Here is an 18,435-nt window from a genome sequence, read left to right on the forward strand (position 1 = left end):
CATTAATGTCTAAGATCGTTAAAGTTCTAGGTCGTGAAATCATCGACTCACGTGGTAACCCAACTGTAGAAGCTGAAGTACACCTAGAAGGCGGTTTCGTAGGTATGGCGGCAGCTCCATCTGGCGCATCTACTGGTTCTCGCGAAGCTCTTGAGCTACGTGACGGTGACAAAGCCCGTTTCCTAGGTAAAGGTGTTCTTAAAGCAGTTGAAGCTGTAAACGGCCCAATCGCTGAAGCTCTAGTTGGCAAAGACGCTAAAGACCAAGCTGCAATCGACGCAGTAATGATCGAACTAGACGGCACTGAAAACAAATCTAAATTCGGTGCTAACGCTATCCTAGCTGTTTCTCTAGCAAACGCTAAAGCTGCTGCAGCAGCGAAAGGCATGCCTCTATACGAGCACATCGCTGAACTAAACGGTACAGCTGGTCAGTTCTCTATGCCTCTACCAATGATGAACATCATCAACGGTGGTGAGCACGCAGACAACAACGTTGACATCCAAGAGTTCATGATCCAACCAGTTGGTGCTAAGACTCTTAAAGAAGGTCTACGTATCGGTGCAGAAGTATTCCACAACCTAGCTAAAGTTCTTAAGTCTAAAGGCTACAGCACTGCAGTTGGTGACGAAGGTGGTTTCGCTCCTAACCTTAAATCTAACGCTGAAGCTCTAGAAGTTATCGCAGAAGCTGTTGCAGCTGCTGGTTACGAACTAGGTAAAGACGTTACTCTAGCTATGGACTGTGCAGCATCTGAGTTCTTCGACAAAGAAGCAGGCATCTACAACATGAAAGGCGAAGGTAAAACTTTCACTTCTGAAGAGTTCAACCACTACCTAGCTGAGCTAGCTAACCAATTCCCAATCGTTTCTATCGAAGACGGTCTAGACGAGTCTGACTGGGATGGCTTCAAGCACCAAACTGAACTACTAGGTGACAAACTTCAACTAGTAGGTGACGACCTATTCGTTACTAACACTAAGATCCTTGCTGAAGGTATCGAGAAAGGCGTAGCTAACTCTATCCTTATCAAGTTCAACCAAATCGGTTCTCTAACTGAGACTCTAGCTGCAATCAAGATGGCTAAAGACGCAGGTTACACAGCAGTAATCTCTCACCGTTCTGGCGAAACTGAAGATGCAACTATCGCTGATCTAGCGGTAGGTACTGCTGCAGGTCAAATCAAAACTGGTTCTATGAGCCGTTCTGACCGTGTTGCTAAGTACAACCAACTAATCCGTATCGAGGAAGCTCTAGGTGAGCGCGCTCCTTTCAACGGTCTTAAAGAAGTTAAAGGTCAAGCTTAATTCTTAATTGAATAAGTTTAGCTAAATAGCTTTCTAGAAACGCTCCACTTCGGTGGGGCGTTTTTTATTTAAGAGCGATGAGCCGTTCTGGCCGTGTTGCTGCCATACCTAAAGAAAGCAACCCATTTATCTGCATCGAGGAAGCTCTAGGTGAGCACGCTCCTCCATGTTTCAAAGAAGCGGTCTTAAAGAAGCTCAAGCTTAGTTCTTCATTGGATTAACCGCTTAGGTTGAAGCTTTGAAATACCCTGATTTTGCGGGGTGTTTTTGTATCTATAGGCTTGTATTTCTTGGTCTTACTTTGGTGAGTGCTAAGAATAGCTTCATATGTCTTTGTTTCATTTTGCTGCTTATTTCTTGTAAGGAGCGTGTGAGTCTCCCTTTCTCCCCTAGAGGCAACCTCGCATTTATGCTATATATGTCACCTTATCTAATTCCTTCCGGTACAGAATGTTAGCAGCGATATGCGAATCTTTGTTATAGCCCTTACGCTACTGTTTGGCTTGCTTCAATACACTCTATGGTTTGGTAAAAACGGAGTGTCTGACTACTACACAGTAAAAGATGAAATTGAAGTTCAGCAACAAGTGAACAGCAAGCTACAAGCTCGCAATAATGAAATGTTTGCTGAGATTGATGACTTAAGGCAAGGTCTTGATGCGATTGAAGAACGTGCGCGTCATGAGCTTGGTTTAGTTAAAGATGGCGAGACTTTCTACCGCATTATAGGTGAGGAAAACCATTAAAATGTTGGATGTGAACTCATCGCATGTCGCAATTGTTCCTGCTGCCGGTGTCGGTAGTCGAATGAAGGCTGACCGCCCTAAGCAATATTTATTGATCGACGGAAAAGCGGTGCTGGAACACACTGTAGAAAAGTTGCTGTCGCACCCACGAATTTCGAAAGTGGTTGTCGCCATTACCGAAGGTGACCCTTATTTCCCTGAGTTAACCATCGCGAACCATCCCGATGTAATTCAAGTCGCGGGTGGCAAAGAGCGCGCTGATTCCGTACTTTCAGGGCTAAACTATGTCAATGAACATCTGGAAAGCGAGTGGGTATTGGTCCACGACGCTGCAAGGCCATGTGTATTAACATCCGACATTGACCGTTTGATTGATGTTTGCTGCGCTCACCCAACGGGTGGCATCCTCGCATCTCCAGTGAGAGACACAATGAAGCGAGCAAATGCAGCACAAGATATCGGTCATACGGTAGAGAGAGAAGCATTGTGGCATGCATTAACTCCACAAATGTTTAAAACTCAACAACTGACTCGAGCACTGGCTGACGCATTAGAACAAGGCGTAGCCATCACGGATGAAGCATCGGCTTTAGAGTGGTTGGGCGAAACGCCTGCTTTAGTCCAGGGTAATGCGAATAACATAAAAATTACTCAGCCAGAAGATCTCGCGTTAGCCGAGTTTTATCTGAGCCGTGAGCGCGGCTAAAAAAGAAAGGATAAAAAATGATTCGAATTGGTCACGGTTTTGACGTGCATAAATTTGGTGGTGAAGGCCCGGTCATTATCGGTGGTGTTGCTATCCCTTACGAGCAGGGCTTAGTAGCCCACTCAGATGGTGATGTTGCACTTCATGCTTTGACTGATGCGCTACTCGGGGCGATTGCTGCGGGTGATATTGGTCGTCACTTCCCGGATACCGACGATAAATGGAAAGGGGCTAATAGCCGCGAATTGTTGAAAGACGTTTATCGTCGTGTCAAAGAGCAAGGCTACCGCCTTGGTAATGCCGATGTCACCATCATGGCACAAGCACCTAAGATGGCACCTCATATTGACGCGATGTGTGCGGCGATTGCGGAAGACCTAGAAACCGATATTAGTAACATTAACGTAAAAGCGACGACGACAGAGCGTCTCGGTTTTACTGGACGCAAAGAAGGCATTGCAACGGAAGCCGTGGTGCTTCTGTTCAAGCAATAATTAACCAACTTGCTCCTTAATGCTGTGTAAACAGCGGAAAAACATCATGTCAGATATTTTATCTTCATTGGCTTATCTAACGGGTAAGCCTGTTGCATCGGCAAAAATCAAAGCGCAACCAGAACATTTTCAGGTTCGTGAGGATTTAGGTTTTGCCTTTACGGGCGAAGGCGAGCACCTAATGGTGCGCATTCGGAAAACTGGAGAAAATACCAGTTTTGTTGCGAATGAGTTGGCGAAAGCTTGTGGCGTAAAGTCGAAAGACGTTAGCTGGGCAGGCCTTAAAGACCGCCATGCCGTGACGGAACAATGGCTGAGTGTCCATTTACCGAAAGGGGAAACGCCGGACTTCTCGGCATTCCTAGCTCAATATCCGAGTATTGAGATCTTAGCGACTGATCGACACAACAAAAAACTGCGTCCAGGAGACTTAATAGGGAACGAGTTTGTTGTCACTTTGTCTGAAGTGACTGACGTTGAAGATGTAGAGCAACGCCTTGAAAAAGTGAAACAAGTTGGTGTGCCAAACTACTTTGGTAGTCAGCGTTTTGGCAATGATGGCAACAACCTTGAAGAAGCACGTCGATGGGGACGCGAAAACGTTCGTACCCGTAATCAAAATAAGCGCAGCATGTATTTATCAGCGGCGCGTTCGTGGATCTTCAACCGTATCGTTTCTGCTCGTCTAGAAAATGGTGTGTTTGATAAATTCATCGATGGTGATATTGCACAGACAAGTTCTGGCACTCAGTTGATTGATGCAAGCAATATCGCAGATCTACAAGCACAATTTGCTGCAGGTGAAGTGACAATTACCGCTGCGCTTGCTGGCGATAATGCACTGCCTACTCAAGCTGAGGCTTTGGCATTAGAGCAACCGTTTTTAGATGAAGAGCCTGATCTCATGGCATTGATTCGCGGGAATCGTATGCGCCATGACCGTCGAGATATTGCACTTAAACCAAAAGACTTAGCTTGGGCGGTTGAAGGTAATAATATTACGCTGACTTTCTCACTGGATGCAGGATCTTTTGCAACCTCTATCGTTCGTGAGTTAGTTAATGAGGTTGAAGTAGAAAGAGAATACTAATGGAACAGGATTCACTAAACGCGAAGCCCCTAAGAGTCTTAATCAGCAACGACGATGGCGTACATGCGCAAGGGATTCATGCACTTGCTGATGAGTTGCGAGATATCGCTGAAGTGACCATTGTTGCACCCGATCGAAACCGTTCAGGTGCTTCGAACTCACTGACACTAGAGCAACCATTACGCGTAACTGAAATTGCCCCAAATATCTATTCAGTGCAAGGAACGCCTACAGATTGTGTACATTTCGCACTGAATGAGCTGATGAAAGATGATTTGCCCGATCTTGTTTTATCAGGCATCAACCATGGTGCAAATTTGGGTGATGACGTTCTTTACTCAGGAACGGTAGCTGCAGCAATGGAAGGGCATTTCCTTGGTGTTCAGTCGGTTGCTTTTTCGCTAGTGGGTAAGCGTCATTTCGAATCTGCCGCAAAAATTGCACGTCAAATTGTGCAACAGCATTTAGCGTCTCCGATTCCAACGAATCGGTTATTGAACGTAAACGTGCCTGACTTACCAGCGGAAAACCTGGGCGAAATCGAAGTCACGCGTTTAGGTGCGCGTCATCACGCAGAGAATATGATTAAGCAGAAAGATCCGAGAGGTCATGATATTTATTGGTTAGGGCCTCCAGGAAAAGAGCAAGATGCGGGTGAGGGCACCGACTTTTATGCGATTGAACATGGTCGAGTTTCAATGACGCCTCTGCAAGTTGATCTCACTGCTCATGAATCGCTGCGTGCAATGGATAGTTGGTTAAAGGAAGAGAAGTAATGAGTAACCCACATGCTGACAGGTTGATAGCGTTTCTTATCTCCAGTGGCATCAAAGACCAAAGAGTTCTGGATGCTATCCAACGCTTACCACGAGAAAGCTTTGTCTCTCAAGCGATGATGCACCAAGCCTACGATAACAATGCGTTACCGATTGGTCAGGGACAAACTATTTCTCAACCTTATATTGTTGCTCGTATGACCGAGTTACTCGAACTAGAGCCAACGAGTCACGTACTGGAAATCGGAACGGGTTCCGGTTATCAAACCGCAGTACTGGCGAAAATTGTTGACCATGTATACTCCGTTGAGCGAATTAAATCGTTGCAATGGGAAGCAAAACGCCGTCTGAAGCAATTGGATATCTACAATGTTTCAACCAAGCATGCTGATGGGTGGCAAGGCTGGGAAGCTCGTGGTCCTTTCGATGCCATCATTGTTACTGCTGCTGCAGAAGTGATCCCCCAAGCACTTCTCGCACAATTAAAAGATGGCGGTAAGATGGTGATTCCTGTTGGAGATACGGAGCAACAGTTACTAAAAATTGAACGTAAGGGAGATGAATATCTCTCTACTGTTGTGGAAATGGTTCGATTTGTACCTCTGGTTGCGGGTGATTTAGCTTAAGGGTTAGGGATAGGTGAGTAAGTTATTACGTCATATTGGTATTAGCTTTGTGTTTGCTGCAGGACTAGTTGGTTGTGCAGCGCATTCTCCTGCACCTGTCTCTAGCTTAAAGAAAGACTATTCAAGCCTTGAAAGAGGAAGTTACAGAGGGAGTTATTATGAGGTAAAAAAAGGCGATACACTTTACTTCATAGCTTATGTCACAGATAAAGATGTAAATGATCTTGTCCGTTACAATGAGTTAACTCAGCCTTACACCATCTACCCTGGACAGAGGCTAAAACTTTGGGCTCCGAAATATGTCGCCCCTAAATATGGCCAAAAAGTTGAACCCGTTGTGGTTCCTGTTGTTACGACGCCACCAGCCCCAGTGACGAAAACATCAGCAGCCTCTAAACCGAAAACTTCAAGTAAAAACTCTAGTCAAAAACCTACAGAGACTAAGCCTAAAGTCGTACAAAAACAGCCTCCAAAGAAGGTTGAACAATCGAAAACAAAGGAGTATGTTGGTTCAAAAGATAACCAAAAAGTGAAGCAAAAAGCGCCAGTTACCACGGCGAAGAGTGATAAAGTTTCTAAGTGGTTGTGGCCAACAAAAGGGAGAGTAATCAAGAACTTTTCGGCGGGAGAACAGGGAAATAAAGGTATCGACATCGCAGGACAGCGTGGTCAACCTATCGTTTCAACCGCAGCCGGCACCGTTGTTTATTCAGGCAATGCGCTACGAGGTTATGGCAACTTAATTATAGTAAAGCATAACGACAATTATTTAAGCGCCTATGCACATAATGACAAACTGCTGGTATCAGAAGGACAAAGTGTAAAAAGCGGACAGAAAATCGCCACCATGGGTAGTTCCGGTGCTAAATCAGTCAAGCTACACTTTGAAATTCGCTATCAAGGTAAATCGGTGAATCCAAAACGCTATTTGCCTTAAAACTTTGAAAAACAACTTGCGACATCATTTAGCGACATATTGAGTTGTCATGTCTTGCTAACTCGCCAGGGGGAGGCGTTATGAGTATCAGCAACACAGTAACCAAAGTTGAAGAGTTTGCATTTGACAATGCGTCAGTGAAGACCATTGATAACGAACTCGAAAAATCATCATCCACAGAAAGCAAAACGGCTGCGCGTGAAGAATTTGACGCGAGCAGTAAAAGCTTAGACGCAACTCAGTTGTATCTAGGTGAAATTGGCTTCTCACCTCTACTTACTGCCGAAGAAGAAGTGCTTTATGCTCGACGAGCCCTGCGTGGCGACGAAGCGGCACGTAAACGTATGATCGAAAGTAACCTACGTTTGGTGGTCAAGATCTCTCGTCGATACAGTAATCGAGGTCTAGCACTACTCGATCTGATTGAAGAAGGTAACCTTGGTTTGATCCGTGCGGTCGAGAAGTTCGATCCAGAGCGTGGTTTCCGCTTCTCTACTTATGCGACCTGGTGGATCCGACAAACGATCGAACGTGCGTTGATGAACCAAACTCGTACGATCCGTCTACCTATTCATGTCGTGAAAGAGCTGAACATTTATCTGCGTACTGCGCGTGAACTTTCTCAGAAGCTCGATCACGAACCTACCGCAGAAGAAATTGCTGCTCAGTTAGATATTCCAGTCGAAGATGTAAGCAAAATGCTACGTCTCAATGAGCGTATCAGTTCTGTCGACACACCAATCGGTGGTGACGGTGAAAAAGCGCTGTTGGATATTATTCCCGACGCAAACAACTCCGATCCAGAAGTCTCGACTCAAGATGACGATATCAAATCATCGCTGATTCATTGGTTAGAAGAGTTGAATCCAAAACAGAAAGAAGTACTTGCACGACGTTTTGGTCTTTTAGGTTATGAGCCTTCGACGCTTGAAGAAGTTGGTCGAGAGATTGGTTTGACACGTGAGCGCGTACGTCAAATACAAGTGGAAGGTTTACGTCGTCTTCGTGAAGTTTTAATCAAGCAAGGTTTGAATATGGAAAACTTATTTAACGTCGAAGATGATTAAATAATCCGTACTTCAGTAGATATGTAAAAGGCTATGGTTATCCATAGCCTTTTTTCTTTTGCGCTCGCTTAAGTGAATCGATTTAAAGCATCTTCTTCAAACGATACAACTCTTCAAGTGCTTGGCGTGGAGTCAAATCATCAGGATCAATACCAGATAAGGCTTGTTCGATCTCGCTAGGTTCTGGAATTAGACTCAATTGGTTAGCCACATCTACTGCACTTGGACGTGGTGCGTCACTGTTTTGCCCTAGTTGCTCTAGCTGAGATAGCTTGTTACGCGCATTTTTGATAACCGTTTTTGGTACACCTGCTAAGCCCGCAACAGCTAGGCCGTAAGACTTACTTGCCGCACCTTCTTGAACTGCGTGCATAAAGGCAATGCTGTCTCCATGCTCTACGGCATCCAAGTGAACGTTCGCTAAGTTTGGCAGTTGGTTTGGCAACTCTGTCAATTCGAAGTAGTGAGTTGCAAATAGTGTCATCGCACCAATTTGTGTTGCGAGCCATTCCGCACTTGCCCAAGCTAAAGAGAGGCCATCGTAAGTACTGGTACCGCGACCGATTTCATCCATTAGCACTAAACTGTTTTTAGTCGCATTGTGCAGAATATTAGCGGTTTCCGTCATTTCTACCATGAAGGTTGAACGACCAGATGCAAGATCATCTGACGCACCAATACGAGTAAATATACGATCTAAAGAACCAATTTGTGCAGATTCTGCAGGTACATAAGAGCCGATATGCGCCATCAATGCAATCAGCGCAGTTTGACGCATGTAGGTGGATTTACCACCCATGTTTGGACCGGTGATGATCAACATCTTACGAGCTGGGTTAAGCTCAATTGGGTTCGCGATGAACGGTTCTGTTGTTACTTGCTCTACGACTGGGTGACGACCCGCTTGAATGTGAATGCCAGCGTCTTTCACAAGCGTTGGTCGGCAGTAATCCAACGAATCTGCACGCTCTGCTAGGTTCTGTAGTACATCCAGTTGAGACAGAGCAGAAGCTAAATTCTGCAGCTTCTCCAGATTTGGCATCAATAGATCAAACAGTTCTTCCCACAGCTGTTTCTCAAGTGCCAGCGCTTTCGATTTCGAGTTAAGTACTTTGTCTTCGTGCTCTTTGAGCTCTGGGATGATATAGCGTTCGGCATTTTTGAGTGTTTGGCGACGCACATAGTGCGGTGGAACCAAATGGCTCTGGCCACGGCTCACTTGAATAAAGAAGCCATGTACGTTGTTGTAGCCGACTTTAAGCGTATCGATGCCGTGTCGTTCACGCTCATCTCGCTCAAGCTGCTCAAGGTATTCTGTTGCACCGTCTGCTAATTTGCGCCATTCATCGAGCTCGGCATTATAGCCTTCAGCGATCACACCACCATCACGAATAACAACTGGCGGATTTTCTTTAATTGCACGCTCTAACAGATCACATACTTCGTCAATCGGAGCTGCGTATTGCGCCAGTTTTGCTAGATATGGATGGGTCAAAGAAGCGGTGACAGATTCTAGCTCTGGTAGCTGCTGCATGGCATTGCGAAGTCTAGCCATATCGCGAGGGCGAGCAGAGCGTAGTGCAAGGCGTGCTAAGATACGTTCAATATCACCAATTTGTTTTAACGTTGGTTGAAGATCGGCAAACAGCGCTTGTTCTTTAATCTCACCAATCGCATCAAGACGATTGTTTAACGTTTCAATGCAACGCATAGGCTGATGTAACCAACGCTTCAGCATTCGGCTGCCCATCGGCGTCGCACAATGGTCGAGTACCGCAGCGAGCGTGTTATCGGTTCCGCCTGCTAGATTTTGAGTAATTTCCAGGTTGCGTCGGGTAGCGGCATCAAGGATGACGGATTGATCCTGATGATCAAACGTTAAAGAGCGAATATGAGGTAAAGCCGTACGTTGAGTATCTTTTACGTACTGGATCAAACAACCAGCAGCACATAACCCTAAGGACGCATGTTCTACGCCAAAACCAACCAGATCTTTGGTGCCAAACTGTTGATTGAGTTGTTGCTTAGCCGTATCAAGCTCAAACTCCCATACTGGGCGACGACGGTTACCGTTGCGGCTCGCCATTAAATGTACAGGTTCAAAATCTTCTGGGAATAGTAGCTCACGTGGTGCGGTACGCTGAAGCTCGGCTGTCATCGCTTCTTCGGTTTCTGGTTCTGTCAGTTGGAAGCGACCAGAAGTGACATCCAGCGTCGCATAACCGAACTTACCGTTGTGATGGTAAATGGCTGCGATTAAGTTATCGACACGCTCAGAAAGTAATGCTTCATCAGTAACAGTGCCTGGTGTCACGATACGCACAACTTTACGTTCTACCGGACCTTTGCTGGTGGCTGGATCGCCAATTTGTTCGCAGATTGCGACTGATTCACCAAGCTGAACAAGTTTTGCTAGATAGCCTTCTACTGCGTGAAATGGCACTCCCGCCATAGGAATAGGCTCTCCAGCTGACGAACCGCGCTTAGTTAGCGAAATATCAAGCAGTTGGGACGCTCGCTTTGCATCATCGTAAAAGAGTTCGTAGAAATCGCCCATGCGGTAGAACAGCAAAATCTCAGGGTTCTCAGCTTTTAGCTTGAGGTATTGCTGCATCATCGGAGTGTGTTTTTGTTCAGCTTTCACAGGTAAATTCTTTTGTTTATTTCCGTAGCGGCTTAGGATACGTGAATCCCTATCAAGTAAAAAGAGACAAAGGGCATTTTGGCTATGGAAAAAACAACAAAATTGAGCGCAGATTTAGGCGCATTATTGGCAAAGTATGGTCATGTTTTAACGACGGCAGAATCGTGCACGGGTGGCGGTGTTGCGACCGCTATTACTGATATTGCAGGCAGCTCAGGTTGGTTAGATAGAGCTTTTGTCACTTACAGCAACGAAGCCAAAATGGAAATGCTGGGTGTGAGAGCGGAAACCTTAGAGGAACATGGTGCCGTGAGTGAGCCCGTTGTGATTGAAATGGTGCAAGGTGCGCTTCAACACTCGAATGCTACTATTGGGGTTTCCATCAGTGGTGTTGCTGGACCGGGAGGAGGCAGTGATGAAAAGCCGGTTGGAACCGTCTGCTTTGCTTTTGCGGATAAGCACGACTGGCTCTTTGTTGAGACCATGCATTTTTATGGTGACAGGGCGGAAGTTCGTCAACAAGCGGTGATGCATGCATTGACTCGATTGCATCAACATTTAATTTAGAATTTCTTACACTGTCTTAGCCCAGAATTGATAAGGGCTAGAGCAAATCCTTAGAAGCAGTGAACTAAATTTTTTCTATACAGGTATAGACACTGTATGAATCAACAGTATAATAACTTTCATTGCTGAGCAGGTTAGCTGCTTAAGAAAAATGAATTACTATTCGTCGCCCAAAGAAGATGAATAAATCGGAGAAAGTAATGGACGAGAACAAACAGAAAGCGCTCGCCGCTGCGCTAGGTCAAATTGAAAAGCAATTCGGTAAAGGCTCTATCATGCGCCTTGGTGATAACCGCGCAATGGACGTAGAAACGATTTCAACAGGCTCTCTTTCTCTTGATATCGCTTTGGGTGCAGGTGGTCTGCCAATGGGTCGTATCGTAGAAGTCTACGGTCCAGAATCTTCAGGTAAAACAACACTAACGCTTGAGCTTATCGCTGCTGCGCAACGTGAAGGTAAAACTTGTGCGTTTATCGATGCAGAGCACGCTTTGGACCCTGTCTACGCGAAGAAACTTGGTGTAGATATCGATGCGCTCTTGGTTTCTCAGCCAGACACTGGTGAGCAAGCACTAGAGATTTGTGATGCACTAGCTCGCTCTGGCGCTATCGACGTTATGGTTGTTGACTCAGTTGCGGCGCTAACACCAAAAGCAGAAATTGAAGGCGAAATGGGCGACAGCCACATGGGTCTACAAGCACGTATGCTTTCTCAAGCGATGCGTAAGCTAACAGGTAACCTAAAACAGTCTAACTGTATGTGTATCTTCATCAACCAAATCCGTATGAAGATTGGTGTGATGTTCGGTAACCCAGAAACGACCACGGGTGGTAACGCACTTAAATTCTACGCTTCTGTTCGTCTTGATATTCGTCGTACTGGCGCAATCAAAGAAGGTGACGAAGTCGTTGGTAACGAAACGCGCATCAAAGTGGTTAAGAACAAGATTGCTGCACCGTTTAAAGAAGCCAATACGCAAATCATGTACGGCCAAGGCTTTAACCGCGAAGGTGAACTAGTAGATCTAGGCGTGAAGCACAAACTGGTTGAAAAAGCTGGTGCTTGGTACAGCTACCAAGGCGATAAGATTGGTCAAGGTAAAGCGAACGCGTGCAACTACCTACGTGAGCATCCTGAAGTGGCTAAAACCATCGATACTAAATTGCGTGAAATGTTGTTAGCGCCAGCCCTTGCGGAAGCTCCTGAAGCAGGCGAGGCGCCTGAGCAAGCTGAAGAGTTTTAATCCCTTCACAGATTAAAAAGTGATAAAGCCCTGCAATGCGGGGCTTTGTTGTATCTATTGACATCAAAAATCGAATCATCACAAAGGCCATTGAGAGTCTGTACAGCAAAAATACTTTTAGGATCACCATGTACCAAAAGCGCCAGACACCAACATTATCGAGCAAAGAGGCGGCTATCCAACTGCTTAGCCGTCGCGATCATGGTCAGTATGAGCTGTACCAAAAACTGTCGATGAAAGGCTATGAAGCATCAGACATCGAAATCGCGATTAATTTTTGCTTAGACCATAACTATTTAGATGATTTACGTTATGCGAAGAGCCAAATTCGGCAGCATGTATACAAAGGACATGGAGAGCGTCGAATTCGCCAAGAATTAAACCAGAAACGTGTTGCGGAATCGGTGATTGAGCAAGCTATGGTTGAAGAACCACAAGACTGGTTTGAACTTGCTAAGCAGGCGGCAGAAAAGAAATTCAAAGGCGTCAAAGCCAAGGACCAAAAAGAATACGCAAAACAAGTCCGTTTTCTACAATACCGAGGCTACAGTTTCGACCAAATTAGCTATGCGCTTGCCTTTGAAGACCACGATTAGCGTTGATCCAATTGCGCTGATTTTTGTTTTGCTTCAAATTTTTTCTTCTACTCCCTCTTTTCCTCAAGAAAACTAGTCTCAGCTGTTTGCATGATCTACAATACGGCAAAATTCTAACTCGACTATTTTCAGGAAGAGCTGCATGTACATGAGCACTGACGAGGTTCGTAACGCGTTCCTCAAGTTCTTTGAAAGCAAAGGACACCAAATCGTAGAAAGTTCATCGTTAGTTCCACATAACGACCCAACCCTGCTGTTCACAAACGCAGGCATGAACCAATTTAAAGATTGTTTCTTAGGCTTAGAAAAACGAGCCTATACTCGAGCGACTACGGCTCAACGTTGTGTACGTGCTGGTGGTAAACACAACGACCTGGAAAATGTTGGCTTTACCGCTCGTCACCACACATTCTTTGAAATGCTAGGCAACTTCAGCTTTGGCGACTACTTCAAAGAAGATGCGATTTCATTTGCTTGGGAATTCCTAACCGAAGTTCTTAAACTGCCTGCGGATCGTCTATTGGTAACCGTTTACGAAACCGATGACGAAGCATTCGACATCTGGAACAAAAAAGTTGGCGTGCCTGCTGATCGTATCGTGCGCATTGGTGACAAAGAAGGTGGCAAGCCTTACGAGTCTGATAACTTCTGGCAAATGGGCGACACTGGTCCTTGTGGTCCATGTACTGAAATCTTCTACGATCACGGTGAACACATCTGGGGTGGTCGTCCTGGCACACCTGAAGAAGATGGTGACCGTTTCATCGAGATCTGGAACAACGTATTCATGCAGTTCAACCGTCACGCAGACGGCACTATGGAACCGCTACCAAAACCATCGGTAGATACTGGTATGGGTATCGAGCGTATCTCTGCAATCATGCAAGGCGTTCACTCAAACTACGAAATCGATGTATTCCAAACTCTTATCAAAGCAGCGGCTGAAGTTATTGGTTATGAAGATCTATCGAACCAATCGCTACGCGTTATTGCTGACCACATCCGTTCATGTTCATTCTTGATTGTTGATGGTGTGATGCCTTCAAACGAAGGTCGTGGTTACGTACTACGTCGTATCATTCGTCGTGCCGTACGTCATGGTAACAAGCTAGGTGCACAAGGTGCATTCTTCTATAAGCTTGTTGGCGTATTAGCAGAAGTAATGGGTACAGCAGGCGAAGAGCTGAAGCGTCAACAAGCAGTGGTTGAAAAAGTACTGCGTATCGAAGAAGAAAACTTCGGTCGTACACTTGAGCGCGGTATGGTAATTCTTAACGAAGCATTAGATAACCTAGATGGCAAAGTGCTAGACGGCGAAACGGTATTCAAGCTTTACGATACTTACGGCTTCCCAGCAGATCTCACTAACGACGTTGCACGTGAGCGTGAGTTCGCGATTGACGAAGAGGGTTTCGAAAAAGCGATGGAAGAGCAGCGTCAACGTGCGCGTGAAGCTGGTCAATTCGGTACAGATTATAACGCAGCAATCAAAGTTGATACGCAAACAGAATTCTGTGGTTACACAGGTACAAAAGGTTCTAGCTCAGTCGCAGCGATGTTCGTTGAAGGCAACGAAGTAGATTCACTATCTGCGGGCGACAAAGCCATCATCGTACTTGGTGAAACACCATTCTACGCAGAGTCAGGCGGTCAGTGTGGTGACGCGGGTGAAATCCGTACTGAGTCTGGTGTATTCCGCGTTGAAGACACTCAAAAACTCGGTAACGCAATCGCACACCACGGTGTAATGGCAGAAGGCGTGCTAGCGAAAGGTGACGAAGTGGCAACTATCGTTGACGCAGAGCGTCGCGCAGCTATCTCTCTTAACCACTCAGCGACGCACTTGCTACACGCAGCACTACGCCAAGTTCTTGGTGAGCACGTAACGCAGAAAGGCTCACTAGTGAAAGCTGACAGCCTACGTTTCGACTTCTCACACCTAGAGGCAGTAACTGCAGCAGAACTGAAAGAAGTTGAGCGTCTAGTAAACGCACAAATTCGTCGTAACCACACGATTGAAACCAATGTGATGGATATTGAGTCTGCTAAGAAGAAAGGCGCAATGGCATTGTTTGGTGAGAAGTACGATGACGAAGTTCGCGTGTTGTCTATGGGTGACTTCTCTACTGAGCTTTGTGGTGGTATTCACGCATCAAGCACGGGTGATATTGGTCTATTCAAAATCACATCAGAAAGCGGTATTGCAGCTGGTATTCGTCGTATTGAAGCGGTAACAGGCGAGGCGGCATTAGACGCTATTGAAGCTCAAAATGCGAAGTACGAAGAGAAACTGGCAGAGTCTGCACAGAAAGCAAAAGCACTAGAAAAAGAAGTGCAGAAGCTAAAAGATAAGATGGCAGCCGCAGAAAGCGCTAACATCATGGGCAAAGCGGTTGAAGTAAATGGCACAAAAGTTCTAGTTGCGGCCCTTGAAGGTGCTGATAGCAAGAACCTACGTACCATGGTTGATGACATCAAGAATCAAATGGGTTCTGGTGTTGTACTGCTTGCAAACGTAACGGGTGACAAGGTTGGCTTGATTGCTGGTGTGACTAAAGATCTCACTGGTAAAGTAAAAGCAGGTGATCTGGTTAAAATGGTTGCAGAGCAAGTCGGTGGTAAGGGCGGTGGTCGTCCAGACATGGCTCAAGCCGGTGGTACTGATGTTTCAGCACTACCAGAGGCAATCAAAACAGTTCAGCCTTGGCTAGAAGAGCGTTTATAAGCTCTTAACTAATAAAATTACGCTCAATCAAGTTTTTTGATTGAGCGTAATTTTTTTTAGCAACCAAGTGGTTTAATTGACCAAAAGTTAACCGAGTCATTTAAGCTGCTTGGTTTTTGTTGTAACTACTGCTTATATAATTTTTCTCAAAGGAAATATTTAAGATGTAAGCAGTTCTAAAGAGACTTCGGTCTTGGGAAGGTGAAGACTGGTGAAAAAGCCCCTTATCGTGCAAAAGTTTGGCGGAACCTCTGTGGGTTCAATTGAAAGAATCCACCAAGTCGCTGAACACATCATTAAGGCGAAAAATGATGGCAATCAAGTTGTTGTTGTCGTGTCTGCAATGTCAGGCGAAACAAACAGACTGATGGATCTCGCTAAACAGATAGATAGCGTACCTACAGCTCGAGAACTTGATGTTTTGCTCTCTGCTGGTGAGCAAGTGTCAATGGCACTGTTAGCCATGACTTTGAATAAAATGGGTCATGCTGCGCGCTCGCTTACCGGAGCACAGGCGAATATTGTGACGGATAATCAACACAATGACGCAACGATTAAACACATTGATACCACGACAATTATGGGATTGCTTGAGCAAGACCAAATCGTGATTGTTGCGGGCTTTCAAGGTGTGAATGAGAACGGGGATATCACCACATTAGGTCGAGGTGGCTCAGATACGAGCGCTGTGGCACTGGCGGGCGCATTGCGCGCTGACGAGTGTCAAATCTTTACCGACGTTGATGGTATTTATACTTGTGACCCACGTGTAGTGAAAAATGCGCGCAAATTGGCGGTTATCGATTTTCCTTCAATGGAAGCGATGGCAAGCCGAGGCGCAAAAGTATTACATTTACCTTCAGTGCAATTTGCATGGAAGAATAATGTGCCACTACGCGTGCTTTCGACATTTGATGTTAATGAAGGCAGTTTGGTAAAGGGGGAGTCAGGCAATCAAGCCGTCTCTGGTATAGCCATTCAACGTGACCTTGCCATTATCGAAGTCGATAAAGAACATTTATCTAGTGCTACAAAACAATGTCAGATGTTGGGTATAGACATTTGGAATGTGATCGAGGAAGCAGAACGGGCAGGTATCATGATAAAACAAGATGCATGTGCCAAGTTCGATCTGGTGTTCAGCGACAAAATCCGTAATAGTGAAGTGGTAAGCCTGTTGACCGCAGTGGGGCTTGAGGCCAATGGAATGGTAGAGCACGCATGCGATTTGTTGGCAAAGCGAGATATTGAGATCAATTTCAGCGCAACGAATGCACTCACTATGATGCTAGTTTTAGCACCCGAATGTGTGGATACAGCAGCAAACATTCTGCATGATGCTTACATTACGTCTAGTGAAGCATTAAACATTCAACAAAAACATGCCTTTTTAGGCTGATTTTCGCTAACAAGGTAGTTTACGAAAATATAACTTTTGTTGGATAATAGCTTTGTAGCAAGAAAATTTAGAGATTACTCAAGGAGCAAAGAATGCTAATTTTGACTCGCCGCGTAGGCGAAACACTGATGATTGGTGATGAAGTGACTGTAACTGTACTAGGTGTGAAAGGTAACCAAGTACGTATCGGCGTTAACGCTCCGAAAGAGGTTTCAGTTCACCGTGAAGAAATCTACATGCGCATTCAAGCTGAAAAAGGCAATGGCAACGTTGCTTCAGGTAACTACTAAGTCGCTCCTGTTTACAGAGCTTAGTTTGAATGAAAAAGGCTAACCGAAGGGTTGGCCTTTTTAGTCTTTAATGTTTTTGAAGATTTGCGGAAACCATTGTGTTGAGTGTGGCCGTGAATCCGTCAATATTGTTGAATCGAACACCAGGAAGTTGTTTGAAAATAAATGTCTTTTTTTCAGAGAAGACTCTCTTTTTTTCATCATAATAGAGTGGTAAAGTTCGTTTAATAGTCACTTTGATTAAATCAGCAACGGTTAAGTTAGTTTCGTGGATTTTTTCAAAGAAAGTGTTTGACATATTTTCGGTAAAACGTAATATGTGCCTCCGCAAGACGGTGAGGTGGCCGAGAGGCTGAAGGCGCTCCCCTGCTAAGGGAGTATACGGTTTATCCCGTATCGAGGGTTCGAATCCCTCCCTCACCGCCATTCTTGCAATGTTGAGAAATCAACAAAAAAGTGCGTCCTTAGCTCAGCTGGATAGAGTACCTGGCTACGAACCAGGCGGTCGGAGGTTCGAATCCTCCAGGACGCGCCATATCTCTTCTGAGATATAACAATGAAAACGGTGAGGTGGCCGAGAGGCTGAAGGCGCTCCCCTGCTAAGGGAGTATACGGTTTATCCCGTATCGAGGGTTCGAATCCCTCCTTCACCGCCATTCATTGACTGGCCCGATGGCCTTTTTTTTGTTTCGTAAGAAATGAATGTGATTTGCTTCACAACTTCCTAGCAAGAAGATCTGCGCGTCCTTAGCTCAGCTGGATAGAGTACCTGGCTACGAACCAGGCGGTCGGAGGTTCGAATCCTCCAGGACGCGCCACTATTTAATAATTCGTTTGATAAACGGGTTATACAAAGTAAAATAAGATTATTGCGCGTCCTTAGCTCAGCTGGATAGAGTACCTGGCTACGAACCAGGCGGTCGGAGGTTCGAATCCTCCAGGACGCGCCACTTATTAAAGGGTAATGCCCTGATGTTGACGAAAGTTGATATCAAAAACTGCGCGTCCTTAGCTCAGCTGGATAGAGTACCTGGCTACGAACCAGGCGGTCGGAGGTTCGAATCCTCCAGGACGCGCCACTTATTAAAGGGTAATGCCCTGATGTTGACGAAAGTTGATATCGAAAACTGCGCGTCCTTAGCTCAGCTGGATAGAGTACCTGGCTACGAACCAGGCGGTCGGAGGTTCGAATCCTCCAGGACGCGCCACTTATTGAAGGGT

At 45.6% G+C, this 18,435-nt stretch carries 16 protein-coding genes and 7 tRNA genes; 22 read left to right on the forward strand and 1 reads right to left on the reverse strand.

Annotation, left to right across the window (positions count from 1 at the left end; genetic code table 11):
- Positions 1 to 5 precede the first annotated feature (5 nt).
- The 9 genes from eno to rpoS all read left to right on the forward strand — a co-directional run bounded on the left by eno (position 6) and on the right by rpoS (position 7,749).
- Positions 6 to 1,307: a phosphopyruvate hydratase gene (eno, locus tag NB463_RS20300; RefSeq protein ID WP_005383785.1), complete on the forward strand. Its 1,302-nt coding sequence runs from the start codon at positions 6 to 8 to the stop codon at positions 1,305 to 1,307.
- Between the two features lie 464 nt (positions 1,308 to 1,771).
- Positions 1,772 to 2,053 carry a cell division protein FtsB gene (gene ftsB, locus NB463_RS20305; RefSeq protein WP_005380907.1) on the forward strand — a complete coding sequence of 94 codons (282 nt, stop codon included), beginning with the start codon at positions 1,772 to 1,774 and terminating at the stop codon, positions 2,051 to 2,053.
- Between the two features lies 1 nt (position 2,054).
- Positions 2,055 to 2,759, forward strand: coding sequence for a 2-C-methyl-D-erythritol 4-phosphate cytidylyltransferase (gene ispD, locus NB463_RS20310; RefSeq protein ID WP_065646112.1), 705 nt, complete (start codon positions 2,055 to 2,057; stop codon positions 2,757 to 2,759).
- Positions 2,760 to 2,776: 17 nt separating this feature from the next.
- The gene (gene ispF, locus NB463_RS20315) at positions 2,777 to 3,253 is read left to right on the forward strand and encodes a 2-C-methyl-D-erythritol 2,4-cyclodiphosphate synthase (protein WP_005393886.1); all 477 of its coding nucleotides are present in this window, start codon (positions 2,777 to 2,779) and stop codon (positions 3,251 to 3,253) included.
- A gap of 46 nt (positions 3,254 to 3,299) precedes the next feature.
- Positions 3,300 to 4,343, forward strand: coding sequence for a tRNA pseudouridine(13) synthase TruD (gene truD, locus NB463_RS20320; RefSeq protein ID WP_258432149.1), 1,044 nt, complete (start codon positions 3,300 to 3,302; stop codon positions 4,341 to 4,343).
- Complete coding sequence (gene surE / locus NB463_RS20325) at positions 4,343 to 5,119, forward strand: 5'/3'-nucleotidase SurE (protein ID WP_005393882.1); 777 nt, start codon at positions 4,343 to 4,345, stop codon at positions 5,117 to 5,119. The genes truD and surE overlap by 1 nt, the downstream gene beginning before the upstream one ends.
- Positions 5,119 to 5,745 carry a protein-L-isoaspartate(D-aspartate) O-methyltransferase gene (locus tag NB463_RS20330; protein WP_074191789.1) on the forward strand — a complete coding sequence of 209 codons (627 nt, stop codon included), beginning with the start codon at positions 5,119 to 5,121 and terminating at the stop codon, positions 5,743 to 5,745. Before surE ends, NB463_RS20330 begins: the two co-directional genes overlap by 1 nt.
- Positions 5,746 to 5,758: 13 nt before the next feature.
- On the forward strand, positions 5,759 to 6,682 hold the full coding sequence (locus tag NB463_RS20335; protein WP_258432150.1) for a peptidoglycan DD-metalloendopeptidase family protein: 924 nt from the start codon (positions 5,759 to 5,761) through the stop codon (positions 6,680 to 6,682).
- Between the two features lie 80 nt (positions 6,683 to 6,762).
- Positions 6,763 to 7,749 (forward strand): RNA polymerase sigma factor RpoS, encoded by a 987-nt coding sequence (gene rpoS, locus NB463_RS20340; RefSeq protein ID WP_005393877.1) that lies wholly within the window; start codon positions 6,763 to 6,765, stop codon positions 7,747 to 7,749.
- A gap of 82 nt (positions 7,750 to 7,831) precedes the next feature.
- Here rpoS and mutS read toward each other — a convergent pair whose 3' ends face one another.
- On the reverse strand, positions 7,832 to 10,393 hold the full coding sequence (gene mutS, locus NB463_RS20345; protein ID WP_006743294.1) for a DNA mismatch repair protein MutS: 2,562 nt from the start codon (positions 10,391 to 10,393) through the stop codon (positions 7,832 to 7,834).
- Positions 10,394 to 10,477: 84 nt separating this feature from the next.
- Here mutS and pncC point away from each other — a divergent pair, with 84 nt between their 5' ends.
- The 13 genes from pncC (at position 10,478) to NB463_RS20410 (ending at position 18,422) form a co-directional block, all read left to right on the forward strand.
- Entirely contained in the window at positions 10,478 to 10,960 is a 483-nt protein-coding gene (gene pncC, locus NB463_RS20350) for a nicotinamide-nucleotide amidase (protein WP_258432151.1), read from the forward strand.
- Between the two features lie 200 nt (positions 10,961 to 11,160).
- Complete coding sequence (recA, locus tag NB463_RS20355) at positions 11,161 to 12,204, forward strand: recombinase RecA (protein ID WP_005393872.1); 1,044 nt, start codon at positions 11,161 to 11,163, stop codon at positions 12,202 to 12,204.
- Between the two features lie 128 nt (positions 12,205 to 12,332).
- Positions 12,333 to 12,800 (forward strand): recombination regulator RecX, encoded by a 468-nt coding sequence (gene recX / locus NB463_RS20360; protein WP_074191787.1) that lies wholly within the window; start codon positions 12,333 to 12,335, stop codon positions 12,798 to 12,800.
- Positions 12,801 to 12,942: 142 nt separating this feature from the next.
- Positions 12,943 to 15,525: an alanine--tRNA ligase gene (gene alaS / locus NB463_RS20365; protein ID WP_005393870.1), complete on the forward strand. Its 2,583-nt coding sequence runs from the start codon at positions 12,943 to 12,945 to the stop codon at positions 15,523 to 15,525.
- A gap of 211 nt (positions 15,526 to 15,736) precedes the next feature.
- Positions 15,737 to 16,924, forward strand: coding sequence for an aspartate kinase (locus NB463_RS20370; protein ID WP_005393869.1), 1,188 nt, complete (start codon positions 15,737 to 15,739; stop codon positions 16,922 to 16,924).
- Positions 16,925 to 17,016: 92 nt separating this feature from the next.
- A complete protein-coding gene (gene csrA, locus NB463_RS20375; RefSeq protein WP_004415691.1) occupies positions 17,017 to 17,214 on the forward strand; it encodes a carbon storage regulator CsrA in 198 nt (65 codons plus the stop codon).
- 334 nt (positions 17,215 to 17,548) lie between these two features.
- Positions 17,549 to 17,640, forward strand: a tRNA-Ser gene (locus tag NB463_RS20380).
- A gap of 32 nt (positions 17,641 to 17,672) precedes the next feature.
- Positions 17,673 to 17,749 (forward strand) — tRNA-Arg (locus tag NB463_RS20385).
- 29 nt (positions 17,750 to 17,778) lie between these two features.
- Positions 17,779 to 17,870: transfer RNA gene (locus tag NB463_RS20390), tRNA-Ser, on the forward strand.
- Between the two features lie 85 nt (positions 17,871 to 17,955).
- Positions 17,956 to 18,032 (forward strand) — tRNA-Arg (locus tag NB463_RS20395).
- Positions 18,033 to 18,087: 55 nt separating this feature from the next.
- A tRNA-Arg gene (locus NB463_RS20400) sits at positions 18,088 to 18,164 on the forward strand.
- Positions 18,165 to 18,216: 52 nt separating this feature from the next.
- Positions 18,217 to 18,293: transfer RNA gene (locus tag NB463_RS20405), tRNA-Arg, on the forward strand.
- Positions 18,294 to 18,345: 52 nt separating this feature from the next.
- A tRNA-Arg gene (locus NB463_RS20410) sits at positions 18,346 to 18,422 on the forward strand.
- Positions 18,423 to 18,435: the final 13 nt, after the last annotated feature.

Origin of the sequence: Vibrio sp. RM-41-2B, from assembly GCF_024744415.1 — a bacterium.
Lineage (GTDB): Bacteria > Pseudomonadota > Gammaproteobacteria > Enterobacterales > Vibrionaceae > Vibrio > Vibrio diabolicus.

Bases quoted from the DNA above. Each gene is read 5' to 3' on its own strand.
- pncC (WP_258432151.1), top strand. From the start codon at position 10,478: ATGGAAAAAACAACAAAATTGAGCGCAGATTTAGGCGCATTATTGGCA.
- csrA (WP_004415691.1), top strand. From the start codon at position 17,017: ATGCTAATTTTGACTCGCCGCGTAGGCGAAACACTGATGATTGGTGAT.
- alaS (WP_005393870.1), top strand. From the start codon at position 12,943: ATGTACATGAGCACTGACGAGGTTCGTAACGCGTTCCTCAAGTTCTTT.
- eno (WP_005383785.1), top strand. From the start codon at position 6: ATGTCTAAGATCGTTAAAGTTCTAGGTCGTGAAATCATCGACTCACGT.
- ispF (WP_005393886.1), top strand. From the start codon at position 2,777: ATGATTCGAATTGGTCACGGTTTTGACGTGCATAAATTTGGTGGTGAA.
- recA (WP_005393872.1), top strand. From the start codon at position 11,161: ATGGACGAGAACAAACAGAAAGCGCTCGCCGCTGCGCTAGGTCAAATT.
- ispD (WP_065646112.1), top strand. From the start codon at position 2,055: ATGTTGGATGTGAACTCATCGCATGTCGCAATTGTTCCTGCTGCCGGT.
- surE (WP_005393882.1), top strand. From the start codon at position 4,343: ATGGAACAGGATTCACTAAACGCGAAGCCCCTAAGAGTCTTAATCAGC.
- NB463_RS20330 (WP_074191789.1), top strand. From the start codon at position 5,119: ATGAGTAACCCACATGCTGACAGGTTGATAGCGTTTCTTATCTCCAGT.
- truD (WP_258432149.1), top strand. From the start codon at position 3,300: ATGTCAGATATTTTATCTTCATTGGCTTATCTAACGGGTAAGCCTGTT.
- recX (WP_074191787.1), top strand. From the start codon at position 12,333: ATGTACCAAAAGCGCCAGACACCAACATTATCGAGCAAAGAGGCGGCT.
- ftsB (WP_005380907.1), top strand. From the start codon at position 1,772: ATGCGAATCTTTGTTATAGCCCTTACGCTACTGTTTGGCTTGCTTCAA.
- rpoS (WP_005393877.1), top strand. From the start codon at position 6,763: ATGAGTATCAGCAACACAGTAACCAAAGTTGAAGAGTTTGCATTTGAC.